Raw genomic sequence first — 17917 nt, forward strand, 5'->3', positions numbered from 1 at the left:
GCCACTGAATACGATCTCCGCATGGAACAGCTTCTCCAGCGTCTGTCGACATCGAAGCGCGTGACCTGGCTGATGTCGCAGGCCGCGGTGCTGGCCACCGCATGCCTGTACGCGCTGATCCTCGCCCTGACGATGCTGCCCACCGACTGGGCGCACTACGACGGCCTGTTCCGGTTCCCCGACATCGAGCCCTTCCAGATGCTCGGTCTCTGCGTCGTGCTCGCCCTGCCGGTGCTTCTGGTGCGCCGTCTGCCGGCGGCGGTCTTCGCCGCGGTCCTGGGCGAAGCGGTCCTCGGCGATCTCTTCGGCGCGCGGCCCCTGATCGTGTTCGTCCTGCTCGTCGGCCTGGGCTGGTACCTCGCCGTCCGGCGGCCGAAGGCTGCCGCCGTCGGCTCCGTCGCGGCCGTCGCGGCCGCGTTCCTCAACTGTCTCCACGGCCGCGAGCAGACCGTCGGCGACGCGTCCCAGTGGGCCGGGCAGTTCGCGTTGTGGTTCGCCGTCGCGTGGGTCTTCGGCGGGGTCTACCGCAAACGCGGTGAATACCTCGAAGCCCTGCAGGAGCAGACCGCGGCCCGCGTCGTCATGGCCGAGCGGCTGCGGATCGCCCGCGAGCTGCACGACAGCGTCGCGCACAGCATCGGGATCATCACGGTGCTGTCGGGAGCGGCGGCACGGGTCGTGGAGACCAAGCCCGAGCAGACGCGGCAGGCGCTGACCGGCATCGAGACCACCAGCCGGGAGACGCTGCTGGAGCTGCAGCGCATGCTCGGGGCGCTCCGCCGCGCCGAGCCGGACGACGCCACGCCGCAGGCCGCTCCGCTGACGCCGGCCGGCAGCCTGGCCGACGTCCCGCAGCTCGCCGAACGCACGGCCGGCGCCGGGGTGCGGGTTCAGGTGACCTGGCGGGGTGAGCGGCGTCAACTGCCGCCGGAGATCGAACTGTCGGCGTTCCGGATCATCCAGGAGTCGGTGACGAACGTGGTGCGGCATTCCAGGGCGCGGATGTGCCGGGTCGCGGTCGGCTACGAGCCGGAAGGGGTGACGATCGAGGTGGTGGACGACGGGGACGACGGTCTCGGGGGGCCGGGCCGTCCGAGGCCCTCCGCGGCCGGCGGGAGCGGCTTCGGCCTGCTCGGCATGCGCGAACGGGTGACGCTGCTGTCCGGCCAGTTCAGCGCCGGCCAGCGCCCGGAGGGCGGGTTCCGGGTGACGGCGAGGCTCCCGGCATGAGCGTGCGGGTACTGCTGGTCGACGACCAGCCGCTGATGCTGGTCGGGCTCGGGATCCTGATCGGCGACACCGACGACCTGGAGGTGGTCGGCCAGGCCGGCGACGGCCGCGAGGCGGTGCGCCTGGTGCGCGAACTGCGGCCGGACGTCGTGGTGATGGACATCCGGATGCCGGGCGTGGACGGGATCGAGGCGACCCGGCAGGCGACCGCCGAGCCGGACCCGCCCAAGGTCCTGGTGCTGACGACCTTCGACCACGACGAGTACGTCTACGGCGCACTGCGCGCCGGGGCCAGCGGATTCCTGCTCAAGAGCATGGCCCTGGACGCGATCCTGGAAGCGATCCGCGTGGTGGCCGCGGGCGACGCGCTGATCGCGCCGAGCGTGACCAGACGGCTGATCGCGGACTTCGCCGGAACGTCCGGCCCCGCGGCCCCCGGACCGGACGCCGGGCCCGCCGTGGACCCGAGTCCCCTCGCGGGGATCACCGACCGGGAGCGCGAGGTGCTGGCACTGGTCGGACAGGGACTGTCGAACACCGAGATAGCCGAGCGGCTGGTGATCAGCGCGGCGACCGCGAAGACCCATGTCGCGCGGCTGTTCGCCAAGCTCGAAGCCCGGGACCGCGTCCACCTGGCGATCATCGCCTTCGACACCGGACTCGTGCCGCGCCGACGGTAGGGGCGGACGGCAGGGGCGGACGACAGGGGCCGGACCGGAAGAACGACCGCGACCACGGGTCCGCTCACGCCACCGTCCCACCAGCACGCTGACCAGCCCGTTCAGGACGGCGCGAGCGCATTGTTCCGGGTGCGTTCACCGAATGCTCGCCCGACGTCTTGTGCGGTGTGCGGGCGGCGACGTTGGATGGACGACATTCCGCCGTCCGTCGCGTTCACGTCACCTGTCACGGAGCCCCGATGCCCCTGTCGTCCGTCCGCCACGCCACCCGCAAGGCCGCCGCGGTCTGCGCGGCCGCCGCCGTGCTCGGCACCGTCGCCGCCGCCCCCGCCACGGCCGCCACCGGCGTGGCGGCCGAGAGCGCCCCGGTCACCGCGCCCGCCCTGGACGTCCTCACGTACAACGTGTTCCTGATGAGCAAGTCCCTCTACCCGAACTGGGGTCAGGACCACCGCGCCCAGGCGATCGCCGCCGCGGACTTCTTCCAGGGCCACGACGTGGTCGTGCTCGAGGAGGCCTTCGACAACGCGGCCTCCGACGCGCTGACCGCCGGGGCCTCGGCCGCGTACCCGTACCACACGCCCGTGGTGGGCCGCTCCACCGGCGGATGGGACGCCACCTCCGGCAGCTACAGCTCCACCACCCCCGAGGACGGCGGTGTCACGCTGCTCAGCAAGTGGCCGATCCTGCGCAAGGAGCAGTACGTCTTCAAGGACGCCTGCGGATCCGACTGGTGGTCCAACAAGGGCTTCGTCTACGCCGTGCTGAACGTCAACGGGCTGCGCACCCACGTGGTCGGCACCCACCTGCAGTCCACCGACTCCGGCTGCTCCAGCGGCCAGCCGGCCGACGTCCGGGCCAAGCAGCTCACCGCCATGCGGGACTTCCTGGACGCGAAGCGGATCCCGGCGGACGAGCCGGTGCTGCTCGCCGGCGACCTCAACATCGACTCGCACGGCTCCGAGTACCAGGCCCTGCTCGACAACGGGAACCTCGCCCCGGCCTCCGCCCGCACCGGCTGGCCGTACTCCTTCGACACCGCGGACAACTCCATCGCCGCCTACCGCTACCCGGGCGAGCCCAAGGAGGACCTGGACTACGTGCTCTACCGGGCCGACCACGCCCGGCCGCAGCAGTACACCAACCAGGTCGTGCGCACCCACAGCGCGCCGTGGACGGTGAGCAGCTGGGGCAAGAGCTACACCTACACCGACCTCTCCGACCACTACCCGCTCGCCGCGCACTGAGCCGGGCGCGGGCCGTCCGCGCGCTCGCCCTGTCCGCGTCCTCGCCCCCGCCGCGTCAGGGTCCGGGCGCGGGTGCGGGAAACCGGGGTGCGGCGGCCCGCGCCGGTCTGGGACCATGCCGGGATGTCCCAGCTCCTGGAGGCCATGGTCCTCCGTCACACGCACCGCGTCCCGGTGCCGCCCGGCCCGGCGGGCGAAGGTGCCGCCGCGGCGCGGCAGTTCGACTCCGCACTGATGTCCGTGGGCTTCAAGCTGTCGGCGGAGCTGCTGGAACGGCTGTCCGGGACGGCCGAGGAGGCCGTCCGCGAGACCGCCGTGCGCACCCTGGCGACCGTCCGCGCCATGGTGGGCGACCACGTCGCGCACAACGTCTACTTCGTCGACTTCCCGCGCCACGTGCCGGACACCCTCGACTTCTGGATGCGGTGCATCGTCGGCGCGCTCGACGACCACGCGTCACGCGAGGGCGTGCTCGCGCAACTGAGCACCGGCACGGTCGACCTGCTGACCCTCCCCGGGTACGGCGTCTACGGGCACGCGTACGCCGACGTGCTCGCCGCCCACGACGAGCTGATCGCCGCCGCCGGCGACCGGCTGACGGTCCTGCACCTCGGCGGCGCCCCGGACGACGAGGTGGCGGCGCTCTACCTGGCCCTGGCCGGCAGCGCCAGCCCGCTCGGCGAGGAGCACCTGCGCGACCTCGGCGTGCTCGCCGGGCACTGCGTCGCCGGGCCGCAGCCCGCGGAGATACCGGTGCGGGAGAACCGCGCCGTCGTCAACCGCGTGCGCCTCGACGCCGGCGCGGACCTCCTGCTGGACACCGTCACCGACGTGCTCCGGCTGGCCTGCGCGCTGTCCGGGGGCGACGTCACCCTGGTCGAGCCGACCAGGTTCCGGTCGATGCCCCGCCCCGTCCGCCGCGCGCTGCTGGCCGGCCTGGACGCGGTGGTCGCCGCGGCACCCGCCAAGCTCGCCGACGTCACCGCGCACCGCGAGGCGTTCAAGCGGCTCGGCGAGCGCCTGCACCCGCACGAGCACCCGCGCTGGCCGCACGCCGCCGAGGTGTTCGCCGTCGCCCGGGGCGAGCGGGCGGCCCGCTCCCTCGACAGCCTGGTCCAGGAGCTGCTCGGCGCGGGCGACGTCACCGGAGCGGTGCGACTGCTGGCCGCCGCCCCCGGCCGGCTGTTCCGCGCCCTGGACCACCTGCTGCGGGCCTGCCGCACCCGGGACGAGCGGGACGCCGTGGTCGCCGCCGTCGAGCGGGCCGCCCCGCAGGTCTCCGGCCGGGTCCTCCTCTCGCTCCGGGAACACCTGCAGAACCGCACCGGGGCGACGGACGGGCGCCGGCTCTTCGTGAACCGGCTCGGCCGCGCCTGGGCCGCCGCGGACACCCGCGTGCCGCTGCCCGAGCCCGAGCGCAGGCGGCTGATCGAGGCGCTGGACGCGGAGACCGGCCGCCGGCTGCCCGCCCCGGGGCACCTGCTCGTCGACCCCGCCGTCCTCGACGTCGCGCTGCCGCTCAGCGGCCGGGCGACGACCGGCGGCCTCGGCGTGCTGCCGCGCGGCTCGCTCTCCCCGGTCGACGGCGAGCTGCTGCGGTTCTTCGTGTACTGGAAGCAGACCAGGAAGAGCACCGACTTCGACCTGTCCGCGCTGATGCTGGACGGCGCCTACCGGACGGTCTGCTGGCTGTCCTACACCACGCTCACCCAGGTCGAGGGCGAGCACTCCGGCGACATCACGGACGCCACCCACGGCGCCTCGGAGTTCATCAACCTGCGCCTGGGCGCAGTGCGCGGCTCCTTCATCGTGCCGCAGGTCAACATCTACGACGGTGAGGGCTTCGAGGAGGTCGAGGAGTCCTTCTTCGGCTTCATGCTGCGGGAGTCCGAGCAGCAGGGCATGCCGTTCGAGGCGCGCACCGTCCGGATGAAGTCGGAGTTGCGCGGCCCGGGCCGGGTCGCGCTGCCGCTGGCGTTCCTGCGCGACGGGGACGGCCGCTGGCACGCCAAGTGGCTGCACCTGTACCTCCGGGGCACCCCGAGCGCCAACCAGGTCGAGGGGAACCGGGTGTCGGTGGCCACACTGCTGCGCGGCATCGTCGAACGGGATTTCCTGACGGTCCGTCATCTCGCGGGCCTGCTGGGCGAGCAGGCCGCGGCCACCACGCTCTGGGACGGCGGGGCGGTGCCGCCCGGCCCCGTCACCTACGTCGGTCTGGCGCGGCCGGAGGGGCTGCACCCCGACTCCGTGGTGGTCACGCCGGAAAACCTGCGCGACCTGATCCCCGCCTGACTGCTACGGTGGACCTCGGTGAGGCCATGAACGGGCTTCCTTCTCACTCCACTTGAACTAGTCCGTTCGCTTTCCTCGCCCTCGACGCACGCCGGGGGTGCCGCCACGGCACCCCCGGCGTCGTCGTTCCGGGTGTGTTCCGGATGGCCGGTGTGTTCCGGCCGGACGAGCACGGCTGGCGCGCCGGCCGCGGGCTCCCGCCGGTCAGTCCACCGGCCCGGGCCCGTCGGCCACTTGACGCCGCGGCCGGGGTGGCACGGCACGGCCCCTCGGTGGCCGGAGAACGGTGCCGAAACGGGCAGACGCGGAGAAGCGCCCGCCCCGCGGCTGCCCCTAGCATGGGCAGTATGGACATCACCATCTTCACGACCGTCCTCCCGCACGACGACCCCGACGCGTCGCTGCTCTTCTACCGCGACACCCTGGGGTTCGAGGTCCGCAGCGACGTCGGACACGGCAGGATGCGGTGGATCACCGTCGGCCCCGTCAACCAGCCCGGCACGTCCGTCCTGCTGGCGCCGCCGGCCGCCGACCCCGGGATCACCGAGGACGAGCGCCGCACCATCGCCGAGATGATGGCCAAGGGCACCTACGGCTGGATCCAGCTGGCCACCCCCGACCTCGACGCCACCTTCGAGAAGGTGCGGGCCAGCCGGGCCGAGGTGGTCCAGGAGCCGACCGACCAGCCCTACGGGGTCCGCGACTGCGCGTTCCGCGACCCCGCCGGCAACATGATCCGGATCCAGGAGGTGCGCTGAGCCCGACACCGGCGCGGACCGGCGGGCACCCCGCCGCCGAGCAGGAAGTCACCCCAGGCACGTGTCGACGTCGACGAGAGGAGTTCTGTCATGTGTCACCCCGGGTGGGGGCGCGCCCGCGCCGCGGCGCAGCGCCTGAACGACCTGGCGCTGCTGCGCCGCGTCCGTGACCGGATCGATCGGGAGTACGCACAGCCCCTGGACGTCGAGGCGCTCGCCCGAGGCGCCGGGATGTCGACCGGGAACCTGAGCAGCGCGTTCCGGCTCGCGTACGGCGAATCGCCGTACGGGTACCTGATGGCGCGCCGGATCGAGCGTGCCGCGGCGTTGCTGCGGCGTGGTGAGCTCAGCGTCACCGAGGTCTGCTCCGCGGTCGGCTGCTCGTCGCCGGCCAGCTTCAGCGCGCGCTTCACCGAGCTGGTCGGGATGTCCCCCGGCGCCTACCTCCGACGCACGTCGGGCGGCGCGGCGCAGGGGCCGGTACGGCTGCCCGCGCAGTCGGCGAGACCGGTCAGGAATCGAGAAGCGCCGGTCAGCGGGCTGCAACTAGCTTGATGGACATGACCTCCATCGAAAGCATCATCCTCGAGGCCGCCGACCCCACGGCCGCCAAGCACTTCTACACCACCGCCTTCGGCCTGGACGCGCAGCTGCGGGTACAGGGCATCCAGGCCCCGACCGACGGTTACCGTGGGTTCACGCTCTCGCTCACGGTGGCCCAGCCGGGCGACGTCGACAGCCTCGTCGGCTCCGCCCTGGAGAACGGCGCCACCGCCCTGAAGCCCGCCGCGAAGTCCCTCTGGGGCTACGGCGCCGTCCTCCAGGCCCCGGACGGGGCGATCTGGAAGATCGCGACCTCGGCCAAGAAGGACACCGGCCCGGTCACCCGGAAGATCGACCAGTTCGTGATCCTGATCGGCGTCGCGGACGTGGGCGCGAGCAAGCGCTTCTACGTCGAGCAGGGGCTCACCGTCGCGAAGAGCTTCAGCAAGATGTACGTGGAGTTCGACGGCGGCGGGGGCGCGGTCAAGCTCGCGCTGTACCGGCGTCGCGCGCTCGCCAAGGACGCGGGCGTCTCCCCGGAGGGCGACGGGCCGCACGGCCTCGTGATCGGCAGCTCCGGCACGTCGTTCACCGACCCCGACGGGTTCGCCTGGCAGCCCGCCGCCTCCCTCGCGGCCGCGTCCTGAGGTGCGACCGCCGTCCCTCCGGTCGTCGGGCCACCCGGCCCGGTGCGGTGCACCGGGCCGGGACCGGCACCGGCCGGGGGCTTCGGAGTGGCGCGGGGCCGTAGGAGCGGGCCGCCGCGCGGCTCAGGCGAGGCCGAGGACGGACAGGGCGGTGGTCCAGTCGGTGGCGATCGCCCGCTGGGCGGGCACCAGGTCCACCTGGTGGTTGCAGACGGCCCGGTAGAGCTTGTACTCGACGGAGTCCTTGTCGAGGGACGTCCCGTCGCCGGAGCCGGTGGCGTAGTGCGGCTCGGGCCACAGGTTGCGCGGGTCGGTCGGGTGGCCGCCGAGCGACAGCGGGATGAAGTGGTCCTCCTCGTAGTCGGCGGTGCTGGTGTCGGCGTAGCCGTACTGGGCGATCTGCTGGACCTTCAGCCGGTTGGTGTAACTGGTCGAGGGGCGGATCGAGGTGCTGTAGCCGCCGACGCAGATGGTGTCGTCGATCGTGTCCTGGGTGACGTCGGGGTTGGTGGCGCCGGGCGTACAGGCCGGGTCGGGCAGCGGCAGGTAGGCCTGCGAGCAGGTGGCGGCCGTGGCGGCGCGTCCGGCGGTGTGGGCCGCGGGGGCGGCGTGCGCGGTGCCGCCGGTGGCGAGGGCGGCCGCGGCGAGCACGGCGGTGGCCAGGGCGGGGGCGAGACGGTGGGGGCGAGGCATGGGGGCTCCCTGAAGGGGCTCGGCTCGGTCGGCCAAGCGGTGTGTCCATGCCATCACCGGTCGGTCTATGCGGGTAGACCGGAAGTGGTGAATATTTGACCAAGCGTCAGTCAATGATCCTTTGGGTGTTCTTGGCTTGACGGGGCAGGGCAGTGCGGTGCCCACGCGGCGCCGGTCGGCCCGGGTGGACGGGCGGCGGTCGGCCGGGTGGCGCGCGGCTCGACGGGCGGTGAACGGGTGGGTGGCGCCGGTCCCGACGGGTGGTGAGGACGGACGCCGGACGCCGCCCCACCCGGTGCGGGCGGGGCGGCGTCCGGCGTCCGGTGAGCGCCGAGCGGCGTCAGAACAGCGAGAGCCGGCGCAGGAAGACGTCCGTCACGCCGTTGGTGTCGCCCGGGGCGAGCGTGCCGTCCTCCGAGGTGAACAGCACCGTGGTGCCGAGGGCGTCGACGAAGGGGTCGTCCGAGGCGCCTGCGGTCTGCGAGCCGTCGCCCGCCACGCTGACCCGCTCGGTGCGGCCCGTCCAGAGGTCGCGCCGGAAGACGTCCCGGGTGTTGTTGGTGTCGCCGGGCACCAGGTTCTCCGCGGCGGAGCCGAAGTAGACCCAGTGGGCGTCCGCGGTGATCTGCGCGCCGAGGGAGTCGGCGGTGGTCGTCGTGCCGGGGAGCCCGGCGCTGACGAGGGTCTCGGTGCCGCGCTTCAGGTCGCGCGCATAGACCTCGTAGTGGCGCGCCCAGGGGTCGCCACCGTCGTTGACCAGGGTGGAGAAGACGGCGTACCGGCCGTCCGCGCCGAGCGCGGGCCGGGCCGCGCCCCGGTAGCCGCCCGCGCCGTCGGGGCTGGCCAGGACGGTCTGCTCGGCGCGGAGGTCGCGCACGTACAGGGGGTAGAGGCGCGGCTTCAGGATCGCCGCCCCCCGGTCGTGCCGGAAGGAGTCGCGGACGAACTCCTCGTCGGAGACGGCGTCGAGCCGGGCGGTGGCCTCGGCGGCGAGGGCGCCGGGCCGGCCCTGGCCGATGATGTTGGTCGCCTTGGAGACGAAGCCGACCGATCCGCCGTCGGCGCTGATCACCGGTTCTGCGGAGGAGGCGTTCGCCTCGGCGCCGTCCGCGCCGAGGCTGACCACCCTGGTCCGGCCGGTCCAGCGGTCGGTGACGTAGATGTTGCCGCCGGTCCAGGTGACGGTGCCGGGCGCCAGGTCGGAGCGGTTGGACTGGTAGGCGACGTACCGGCCGTCCCAGCTGATCGACGGGTGGCCGGACTGGCGGTCGGTCTGCGGCACCGCCGGGCCGTGGCCGGTGGAGACCAGCTCGGTGCTCCCGGTCCAGCGGTCGTGGACGTAGACGTCCTCGAAGCCGAGGTTCCCGCCGGGGGCGAGGTTGGTCGCGTAGGAGCTGAACGCCACGTAGCGGCCGTCGCCGCTGATCGCGGCGTCGTAGGAGTGGTCGCCGGCCTGCGCCCCGCCCGGGCCGGTGTTGACCCGCTCGGTGCGGCCGCTCCACGCGTCGCGGACGAAGACGTCGGACTTGCCGTTGGAGTCGCCCGGCACCAGGTTGGTGGCCTCCGACGTGAAGACGGCGAAGCGGCCGTCGGCGCTCAGCCCGGCGGCGTACGAGGCGCCGTCGGGCTGGGCGGCGCCACCGGGCGCGGACTGGCCGAAACCGACCGACACCCGCTCGGTGCGGCCGCGGGACGGGTCGGCCCCGGCGGGCGTCGCGGCGGTGACGGCGGCCAGTGCGGCCGCCGCCAGGACGCAGGCCGCGCGCAGCAGGCGCGGCACGGAGGTCGTTCGGGTCATCTGTCGTCCCTCCCCTGGGATCGCGCCGGCTCGCGTCGACCTCCCCGTCGGGCGCACCGGCGGCCGACTGGATGGCCGGCTCCGGCCGAGCCAACCGTCGCCGGCGTCCGCGGTCAACGGGTGCGGCGGCGGCAGCGGCGGATTCGCGTCACCGGGCGGGGAGCGGGCGGGCGGGGCAGGTGCGCGCCCTGCTGCCGGCGGGGTTCACGGGGCGCGGCTCACGGTGCGGGGTCCAGGGTGGGATCCGGCGAGGGGCGCGGTCCTCGCCGGGATCCGGGGAGGGCTGACTGCGCGTCCTGATCGAGGGCTTCCGTGCCGAGATCGCGCGAGACGGCGGACGGCGGACGGCGGATCCGGAGCCGGCAGCGGGTGAGGAGAGCCCGTCGGGCGCAGCCCTATGCTCGCGCTGTGACCACCGAGTTGATCGTCCCCGGGGCGGCGCTCGCCCTCAACGGGCTCGCCACCGCCTTCGACGTCCGTCATGCCGCCAAGTGGTGGCAGCTGATCAACCACCAGTACCGCGGCGCCGATGTGACGCTGCGGACGATGAAGCGCATCGGAGCGTGTCAAGCCGCACTCGGCGCGGTGGGCGTGACTCTCGGGCTGGTGTCCTGACGGCCGGGTCGCGGACCTCCTCGCACCGCGGGCCCGGGCTCCGTCCCGCCTCCTGGAGCACGCTCAGGGGCGGTGCGCGTGCAGGGCCTCGCGCAGCCGCCCGCCGGAGGCGGTGAGGCGTCGGGCGGCGGTCGGGGCGTCGACGTCCGCGAGCAGGACCAGGATCGCGTCCTTGGCGCGGCCTCCGGTGGCGGCGAGCGCGCGCCGGACCGCCGCCTCGTCGGCGCCGGTGGCCTCGGTGACGATCCGGTGGGCCCGCTCGCGGAGCTTGGCGTTGGTGGCGCGGACGTCGACCATCAGATTGCCGTACGTCCGGCCCAGACGGACCATCACCGCGGTCGACAGCATGTTGAGCACGAGCTTCTGCGCGGTGCCGGCCTTCAGCCGGGTCGATCCGGCCAGGACCTCCGGGCCGACCTCGACCTCGATCCCCAGCTCCGCCGCCGCCACCAGTGCCGAGCCCCGGTTGCAGGCCAGACCGACGGTCAGCGCCCCGGCCGCCCGCGCGGTGCGTACGGCCGCGACCGCGTACGGCGTGCGACCGGAGGCGGATACGCCCACCACGGTGTCGGCGGGGGTCAGGCCGAGCCCGGCCAGATCGGCCTCCGCCAGCTCCGGGCGGTCCTCGGCGCCCTCGACCGCCGCGGTCACGGCGGCCGGCCCGCCGGCGACCAGCCCGACCACCAGGGCCGGTTCGGTGCCGAAGGTCGGTGGGCACTCGGCGGCGTCCAGCACCCCGAGCCGCCCGGCCGACCCCGCCCCCGCGTACACGAGCCGCCCGCCGTCCGCCATGCGGGCCGCCGCCGCGTCCACCACGGCGGCGATCCGGTCCAGCTCCCCGGCCACCGCGGCGGGGACGGTCCGGTCCTCGGTGTTCATCAGGCGTAGCAGGTCCACGGTCGGCAGCCGGTCGATCCCGGCCCAGTCGGCGCGGATCGTCTCGGTGGGCGGCACGGCGTTCTGGTTCATGCCTGCCAGCGTCCCCGGGGGCGACGACGGCCAATCCGGCCCGGCACCCGGGAGGAGGGCGGCCGGCTCGTCGCCCGCTCCCCACCGGGCGCCCCCGGACGAGGACGCCCGCGATGGGTGCTGGTCGATGCCTCCACCGGCCTCCCCCGCATGGGTGAGGACTGCTCAGGCTTCCCACCGGTGGCACGTTGCCCGGTGGTCCTCCTGCAGCGGAGGTGCGCTCGCCGGCCGGCGGGTGGCCTCGTGGCAGACTCCGCGCATGCTGATGTCGCGATGGCGCCTGCGGGCGGCGGGCAACGAGGACAGGGAGCTCGCGGCCCGTCTTGCGGGGGAAGCCCTGTTCGAGATCCGTTCGCTCGCCGTTCGTGCAGGCCGGCACCCGGACGAAGGACCTGCCGCCGAGGTCGTCGATGAGATCGACGCCTGGGCGAAGTTCTGCACCGAGCTGCTGGCGGCTTCCGGAACACGCCGGCGGCGGCGGTTGGGGGACCTCTGCAGCCCGCGTGAGCGGGCGTTGACCGAGCGACCGATGAGTCACGTCTGGAACGTCAGCGGTCCCGAGCGGCGGGCCTGGATCCTTCGCCAGGTCGACCGGAGCGGTCTCGGCTGGACGCCACCGCCGTCTCTCTGACCGTCCGTGGCTGCGGGTGGGCTGCTTCAGCTGTCGGCCTGCGCCGGAGGCGCGGCCGGGGTGGCCGAAGGTGCGAGCGAAGGGGTGGCCGAAGGGGTGGCCACCGGGATGCCCTCCGGTCGGCCGTAGAGGAGTGCGGCGAGGTGGTCGGCGCAGCGGACGGCGGCCTCGGCCATCGCCGTCCGGGTCATCCCGGCGACGTGCGGGGTGAGCAGGGCGTTCGGCAGCCCGAGGAGCGGGGAGTCGAACGCGGCGTGTTCCCGTTCGAAGGTGTCGACCGCGGCGGCCGCGAGCGGGTGCGCCGGGTCGCGAAGGGCCTCGGCCAGGGCCCGCTCGTCCACGATGCCGCCGCGCGCGGTGTTGAGCAGGATCGATCCCGGCCGCAGGAGGGCGAGTTCGCGGCGGCCGAGCAGGCCGCGGGTCTGCGGGGTGAGTGGCACGTGCAACGACACGACGTAGCTGCCGGCGAGGAGGGCGTCCAGGGAGGCGGCCGACCGCACCGGCGGGACTGGCGGTCGGCGGGAGTGGGCCTGCACGGCCATGCCGAGTGCGCCGGCCCGGGCTGCGAGTGCCCGGCCGGTGCGACCGAGGCCGACGATGCCGAGGGTGAGCTCCGAGAGTTCGCGCGGTGGGGTGGTGGGGGCGCCCCAGCGGCCCTGGTGGGCGGCCCGGTCATGGGCGGGGAGGCCGCGGATGAGGGTGAGGAGCTGGGCGAGTGCGAACTCGGCCACGGCGGCGGCGTTGGAGCCGGGGGTGTGGGTGACGGTGACGCCGTGCCGGGCCGCGGCGGCGAGGTCGACGTGGTCGGTACCGGCCCCGGCCCGGCCGATCACCCGCAGGCGGGCGGGCCGGCCCGGGTCGGTCGCCGCGGCGAGGACGGCGGCGCGCAGGGGCACACCGCCGCGCGACTTGACGGCGTGGTAGCCGGCGCCGCGCCGGAACTCCTCGACCAGGGCGGCCTCGTCGAAGGCGTCGAGGTCGGTGAACCCGACCCGGCCGCCCCAGGCCGCATGGGCGCCCGCCCGGTCGTCGACCCGGCGCAGGTTGAGGGTGACGTCGAGGCCGTGGCCGAGCAGGCGCTCCAGCTCGCGGTGCAGCAGTTCTCCGGGGGCGGCGTCCAGCAGCAGGACGTGCGGTCGGGTCATCGGGCGGGCTCCGGCGTGCGGTCGGGCGCCGTCAGGCCATCCAGAAGAAGACGGCCGTCATCCGCCGTTCCGGCAGCTCGGTGCCGTAGTAGGTGGTCGCGCTGTGGATCAGGTTGGCGTGGTAGAGGAGCAGCTGGTTGTACCGGTTGGGGACGCGGACGTCCTCGGTGAAGTGGTCGGCGGGCACGTGCCGGGTACCGAGCGCCTCCACCAGGTTGTTGTGCGGGGCGTTGACGTGGTTCCCGCCGAGCCGGCCGCCGGGGAACTGCTGCCGGTAGAAGCTGGTGCCGGCGTCCTTGGGTGCGCCGGGGCTGAGGTAGAGCACGGCGGCGTAGCGGCAGAGCGCGCGGGAGTCGGTGTGCGGGCGGGACTCCGACTCCCCGGCGCCGACCACCTGCACGCAGTTGTGGTTGAGCGTGCCCCCGCCCGGGGTGCTCTGGACCCAGAGCCGGGGGGCGCCGGTGGCCTTGCGGACCAGTGCCTCGACGCGGGCCAGTTCGTCCGGCTCCAGCCCGGGCATGGTGCGCAGGCCGGGCCAGGTCTCGGGGCGGTGCGGATAGCCCTCGGTCCAGTCGCCGCGGGACAGGACGCGCTCGCGGACGGCGTCCGGGTCCGTGAGGACGTTGTCCAGGACCCAGTAGTCCCGGCCGCGGGTGGGCTTGCGGTAGGGCAGGACCGGCAGGGTGGTGGGCCTGATGGGCTGTGAGGGCATGGGCCGACGATAGGGGTGGGCATCACCAACCTTCTGCCGTGAGCAGGTCAACCTTTCGTCAAGTGCGGACCGGCGGCGGGCGGGTGCTCCCGGGCAGGTCAGGGGCCGGGGCGGACGGCGAAGGTGCCCAGGGCGCCCTCCAGGCGGTCGAAGGCCCGGACGGCGGAGGGGCGCACCGCGGCCGCGATCGCACCGGCCTCCTCGCCGGCCAGCACGCGGTGGAACACCTCGGTGAACACCGCGCGGTCGACCGCGGCGAGCAGCCCGGCGGCGACCCGGCTCTCGAAGTCGACCGGGGCGCCGCCCGGTATCGCGGTCGAGTCGGTGGCGGCCCCGGTGGCGTGACTCCCGGTGCTGCCGGTGCTGTCGCCGTCGGCGGTGCCGCTTCCGGCGGCGCCGGCCGCCGCCAGCGCCTCGGCGAGGGCGGCCTCGCCCTGCTCGTGCAGCTCGCGCAGCCGGGCGACCAGGGCCGGGCTGTCGGTGATGGTGCGGGCGAAGGCCCGGCCGGAGAAGCCGAGCCGGGGGTCGTGCCGGTCGAGCCCGCCCAGGCAGTCGCGGCGCAGGGCGGCGAGGGCGGACTCGCCGGGCGCCCGCTCGTGGACCGCCCGGGCGAGCCGGCCGACCAGCTCCTCGTGCAGGTCGAGGAGCAGGTCCTCCTTGCGCGGGAAGTGGTTGGTGACGGTCATCTTGGCGACCCCGGCGGCGGCCGCGACCTCCGCGATGGTGGTGCGCTCGAAGCCCTGGTCGATGAAGAGCCTCGTCGCGGCGTGCGAGATCGCCTCGCGGGTGCGGCGCTTGTTGAGCTCGCGCAGGTTCGGGGTCGCCCGGGTCTCGGTCATGGCGGCAGCCTAGCGCGGTTCGCTGGGTCGGGCACAGTAATTAGGCTTGACCCACTCGATGGGTCCGTCCTAAGTTCTTCCTCGGGGGGCCGCCCGGCCGCTCGTCCACCGGGGGATCGACCGCCGTTCCGGCGCGCACGATCCCGTCGACCACCGCCCGGGAGGGCCCTTGTTCACCCAGCACCCCGGCGGTCTGCGCCTGCTCACCGTCCACGCCCACCCCGACGACGAGTCCAGCAAGGGCGCCGCCACCCTGGCCCGCTACGCGGCGGAGGGGGTCGACGTCCTGGTCGCCACCTGCACCGGCGGCGAGCGCGGGTCCGTGCTCAACCCGGCACTGGACCGCCCGGAGGTCCGGGCCGACCTCGCCAGGATCAGACGGGAGGAGATGGCCGCGGCCCGGGAGGTCCTCGGGGTCCGGCAGCGCTTCCTCGGCTTCGTCGACTCCGGCCTGCCCGGGCCCGGCGAACCGCTGCCGGAGGGCTGCTTCGCGGCCCTCCCGGTGGCGGTCGCGGCGGCCCCGCTGATCGCGCTGATCCGGGAGTTCCGTCCGCACGTGGTGGTCACCTACGACGAGACCGGCGGGTACCCGCACCCGGACCACGTGATGACCCACCGGGTCACGGTCGAGGCCTTCGAGGCGGCCGCGGATCCGGGCCGCCACCCGGAGGCGGGGGAGCCCTGGCAGGCGGTGAAGCTCTACTACCACCTGGCCCTGTCCCGGGCCTGGTTCCAGACCCTCCACGACGCCCTGACGGCGAGGGGCCTGCCGTCCGGGATGGGCGGCCTGCTGGCCGACTGGCCGGACACCCCGCCCGCCCTCGCCACCACCACCCGGATAGCGTGCGCCGACCGGTTCGCCGTGCGGGACGCCGCGATGCTGGCGCACGCCACCCAGGTCGAGCCCGGGGTGGCCTTCATGGCCCACCCGCGGGACGTCGAGCGCGAGGTCTGGCCGACGGAGGACTACCACCTCGCCCGGAGCCTGCTGCCCGGTGGGGGCGGGCGTGGTCCCTCCGGCTCGGTCGGGGGCCCACCGGTGGGCGGAGCGGTCGAGACCGACCTCTTCGCGGGGATCCGTTCAGGAGGGGAGGATCAGCATTGGCCGTCCGCGAGCACGAAGTAGCCCGGCGCGGTCTGCCGCAACGTGTGGGTGACGAAGGTGTTCCAGAGCCCCATGCCCTGGCCCGAGCCGAGCGCGTAGGTCTGGCCACCGCTCTGGGTGGCCCGGCCGGCCCGCACGTGGTCGTAGTTGTCGTCGGTGAAGCAGGGGGGTGCGCCGCCGCCGGTGGTTCCGGTCACGGTGGCCGAGCGGGCGCCCACCGCCCCGGCGGCGTCGACCGCGGCGACGGCGTAGCCGTACGCCGTCCCGGGGGCGAGCCCGCCGTCGGTGAAGGACGGACCGGTGGTGCCGCCGACGACGGCCCCGTCCCGGTAGACCCGGTAGGAGGCCGCACCGCTGACGGCCTGCCAGGCCAGGGCGATCGAGCTCGCCCCGGCGGGGGCGGCGGTCAGTCCCGACGGCGCGGGCAGGCCGGGCGTGGTGGGTCCGCCGCCGTCCAGGCCCCAGAACCGTGCGGTGTGGTAGCTGGAGCAGATCGCGTCGAGGAAGTAGGCGCCCGTCGCCCCGCACTGGTCCGCCGCGGACCCGGGGTCGACGGCGAGTCCGTGACCCATGCCGGCGACGGTGAACACCGCGACGACGGGCCGGCCCGCCGCGTCGGCGTAGTCGTCCTCGGTGGTGCCGCCCGGCAGGCTCCGGGTGCCGGTCGGGCGTCGGCCGACGCCCTGGACGTCCGTCCACTGGTCGCGAAGCTCGGTCGCGTTGACCGGTTTCACCACGGTGTCGGCGCTGCCCTGCCAGATCGCGACTCTGGGCCACGGCCCGGAGTAGCCCGGGTAGCCGGCCCGGGCCCTGTCACCCCACTGGGCCGGGGTGAGCCCCTGGTCGGAGTTCTGGCAGCCGGAGGCGGCGGCCTGGGTGGTGGCGCACCGGGCGGGCAGGCCGGAGTCGATCGCCCCGCCGGCGAACAGGTCCGGGTAGTCGGCCAGCAGGTCGGCGGCCATCCCGCCGCCGGCGGACAGGCCGGTGACGAACACCCGGTTGCCGTCCGAGCCGTAGAGGGACTTCGCCCTGGCGACCATCTCGGCGACGGACTCCGCCTCGCCGACGCCCCGGGCGTCCTTGGCGGCGTCGAACCAGCTGAAACAGGAGAGGCTGTTGTTGGCGCTGCCGGTCTGGGGGAAGACGACCGCGAAGCCGTAGCGGTCCGCGAACGTGGTCCAACCGGAGTCGCGGTAGTAGTCGGCGGCGCTCTGCAGGCACCCGTGCAGGGCGACCACCAGCGGTGCGCCGGTGGGCAGACCGGCCGGGGTGTAGGAGTACATCGCCAGATTGCCGGGGTTGGCGCCGAAGCCGGTGACCTGCTGGAAGGTCCCGCTCGCGGTGTCGGCGCCGGCCGGGGCGGGCGCCGGGGCGCCGACGGTGAGTGCGACGGCCGTCAACAGCCCAGCGAGGACGGGTCGGAGGCGCATGGTGGCTCCTGGGTGGGGGAGGAGTGGGAGCGGCTGCCGTGCAGCGTGCCGCGCCACCCGCCGCGACGCCATGTGACGGCCACCCGGCCTCCACTGCCCCGTCATGGCACCGACCGCCATGGCCCGCACCCGGCCGGCCCGGACCGCGGTGCTCCGGACGGCGACGGGCGGGACTTCGGTGCCCGGGACTCGGGTGCTCCGGGCCACGGTGCTCGGGGCCACGGTGCTCCGGGCCACGGCACTCGGGACCGCGGCGCCGGTTCAGAGCGCGGCGAGGACCCCGCAGAGCGCGAGGAGGCCGCAGATGCCGAAGTTGACCAGCTTGTGGGCGAGGAAGACGGCGGCGAACTCCCGGATCGTCGCGCTCGGCCAGTAGTAGGCGGCGGTCGGCGACCCGAACACGTGCCCGTTGACGCCCGTCTTGCGGGCGGTCAGCGCGGCGCGGAACGCGTGGAAGTTGTTGGTGACCACCACGCAGTGGTAGACCGCGGCGGCCGCGAGCGGGTGCGCCGGGTCGCGAAGGGCCTCGGCCAGGGCCCGCTCGTCCACGATGCCGCCGCGCGCGGTGTTGAGCAGGATC

17 protein-coding genes and 1 pseudogene are annotated in these 17917 nt (G+C 74.5%); 10 read left to right on the forward strand and 8 right to left on the reverse strand.

What is annotated here, in order from left to right; translation table 11 throughout:
* The first annotated feature begins 21 nt into the window (after positions 1–21).
* From ACIA8Q_RS25490 to ACIA8Q_RS25520, 7 genes are all read left to right on the forward strand, one after another.
* On the forward strand, positions 22–1230 hold the full coding sequence (locus ACIA8Q_RS25490; protein WP_396317727.1) for a sensor histidine kinase: 1209 nt from the start codon (positions 22–24) through the stop codon (positions 1228–1230).
* Positions 1227–1910 (forward strand): response regulator, encoded by a 684-nt coding sequence (locus ACIA8Q_RS25495; protein ID WP_396317728.1) that lies wholly within the window; start codon positions 1227–1229, stop codon positions 1908–1910. Before ACIA8Q_RS25490 ends, ACIA8Q_RS25495 begins: the two co-directional genes overlap by 4 nt.
* 239 nt (positions 1911–2149) lie before the next feature.
* Complete coding sequence (sph, locus tag ACIA8Q_RS25500) at positions 2150–3157, forward strand: sphingomyelin phosphodiesterase (RefSeq protein WP_360213705.1); 1008 nt, start codon at positions 2150–2152, stop codon at positions 3155–3157.
* Between the two features lie 123 nt (positions 3158–3280).
* Positions 3281–5452 (forward strand): hypothetical protein, encoded by a 2172-nt coding sequence (locus tag ACIA8Q_RS25505; RefSeq protein ID WP_396317729.1) that lies wholly within the window; start codon positions 3281–3283, stop codon positions 5450–5452.
* Between the two features lie 347 nt (positions 5453–5799).
* Entirely contained in the window at positions 5800–6210 is a 411-nt protein-coding gene (locus tag ACIA8Q_RS25510) for a VOC family protein (RefSeq protein ID WP_360213709.1), read from the forward strand.
* Positions 6211–6300: 90 nt separating this feature from the next.
* A complete protein-coding gene (locus ACIA8Q_RS25515) occupies positions 6301–6765 on the forward strand; it encodes a helix-turn-helix transcriptional regulator (protein ID WP_360213711.1) in 465 nt (154 codons plus the stop codon).
* Between the two features lie 5 nt (positions 6766–6770).
* On the forward strand, positions 6771–7400 hold the full coding sequence (locus tag ACIA8Q_RS25520) for a glyoxalase (RefSeq protein ID WP_360213713.1): 630 nt from the start codon (positions 6771–6773) through the stop codon (positions 7398–7400).
* A gap of 123 nt (positions 7401–7523) precedes the next feature.
* Here the strand turns inward: ACIA8Q_RS25520 and ACIA8Q_RS25525 are convergent, their stop codons facing one another.
* Entirely contained in the window at positions 7524–8093 is a 570-nt protein-coding gene (locus ACIA8Q_RS25525) for a hypothetical protein (RefSeq protein WP_387904190.1), read from the reverse strand.
* Between the two features lie 340 nt (positions 8094–8433).
* Complete coding sequence (locus tag ACIA8Q_RS25530; RefSeq protein WP_360213717.1) at positions 8434–9891, reverse strand: hypothetical protein; 1458 nt, start codon at positions 9889–9891, stop codon at positions 8434–8436.
* Between the two features lie 408 nt (positions 9892–10299).
* Here ACIA8Q_RS25530 and ACIA8Q_RS25535 point away from each other — a divergent pair, with 408 nt between their 5' ends.
* Positions 10300–10506 (forward strand): hypothetical protein, encoded by a 207-nt coding sequence (locus ACIA8Q_RS25535; protein ID WP_360213719.1) that lies wholly within the window; start codon positions 10300–10302, stop codon positions 10504–10506.
* A gap of 63 nt (positions 10507–10569) precedes the next feature.
* Here ACIA8Q_RS25535 and murQ read toward each other — a convergent pair whose 3' ends face one another.
* The gene (gene murQ / locus ACIA8Q_RS25540) at positions 10570–11475 is read right to left on the reverse strand and encodes an N-acetylmuramic acid 6-phosphate etherase (RefSeq protein WP_360213721.1); all 906 of its coding nucleotides are present in this window, start codon (positions 11473–11475) and stop codon (positions 10570–10572) included.
* A gap of 259 nt (positions 11476–11734) precedes the next feature.
* Here murQ and ACIA8Q_RS25545 point away from each other — a divergent pair, with 259 nt between their 5' ends.
* Positions 11735–12106, forward strand: coding sequence for a hypothetical protein (locus tag ACIA8Q_RS25545; RefSeq protein WP_396317730.1), 372 nt, complete (start codon positions 11735–11737; stop codon positions 12104–12106).
* Between the two features lie 26 nt (positions 12107–12132).
* Here the strand turns inward: ACIA8Q_RS25545 and ACIA8Q_RS25550 are convergent, their stop codons facing one another.
* From ACIA8Q_RS25550 to ACIA8Q_RS25560, 3 genes are all read right to left on the reverse strand, one after another.
* On the reverse strand, positions 12133–13251 hold the full coding sequence (locus tag ACIA8Q_RS25550) for an NAD(P)-dependent oxidoreductase (protein WP_396317731.1): 1119 nt from the start codon (positions 13249–13251) through the stop codon (positions 12133–12135).
* Between the two features lie 31 nt (positions 13252–13282).
* Positions 13283–13963: a DUF6445 family protein gene (locus ACIA8Q_RS25555; protein ID WP_360213727.1), complete on the reverse strand. Its 681-nt coding sequence runs from the start codon at positions 13961–13963 to the stop codon at positions 13283–13285.
* Positions 13964–14061: 98 nt separating this feature from the next.
* Positions 14062–14802, reverse strand: coding sequence for a TetR family transcriptional regulator (locus ACIA8Q_RS25560; protein ID WP_360213729.1), 741 nt, complete (start codon positions 14800–14802; stop codon positions 14062–14064).
* Between the two features lie 169 nt (positions 14803–14971).
* Between ACIA8Q_RS25560 and mca the strand changes: the two genes are divergently transcribed.
* On the forward strand, positions 14972–15928 hold the full coding sequence (gene mca, locus ACIA8Q_RS25565; protein WP_360213731.1) for a mycothiol conjugate amidase Mca: 957 nt from the start codon (positions 14972–14974) through the stop codon (positions 15926–15928).
* On the opposite strand, the gene ACIA8Q_RS25570 is transcribed toward mca, so the two are convergent.
* Both ACIA8Q_RS25570 and ACIA8Q_RS25575 read right to left on the reverse strand, forming a co-directional pair.
* Complete coding sequence (locus tag ACIA8Q_RS25570; RefSeq protein ID WP_360213733.1) at positions 15898–17337, reverse strand: PHB depolymerase family esterase; 1440 nt, start codon at positions 17335–17337, stop codon at positions 15898–15900. The two genes, mca and ACIA8Q_RS25570, sit on opposite strands and share 31 nt — an antisense overlap.
* 261 nt (positions 17338–17598) lie before the next feature.
* A pseudogene (locus ACIA8Q_RS25575) lies at positions 17599–17917 on the reverse strand (hypothetical protein); the annotation flags it as partial.

This window comes from Kitasatospora sp. NPDC051705 (assembly GCF_044453265.1).
Taxonomy (GTDB): domain Bacteria; phylum Actinomycetota; class Actinomycetes; order Streptomycetales; family Streptomycetaceae; genus Kitasatospora.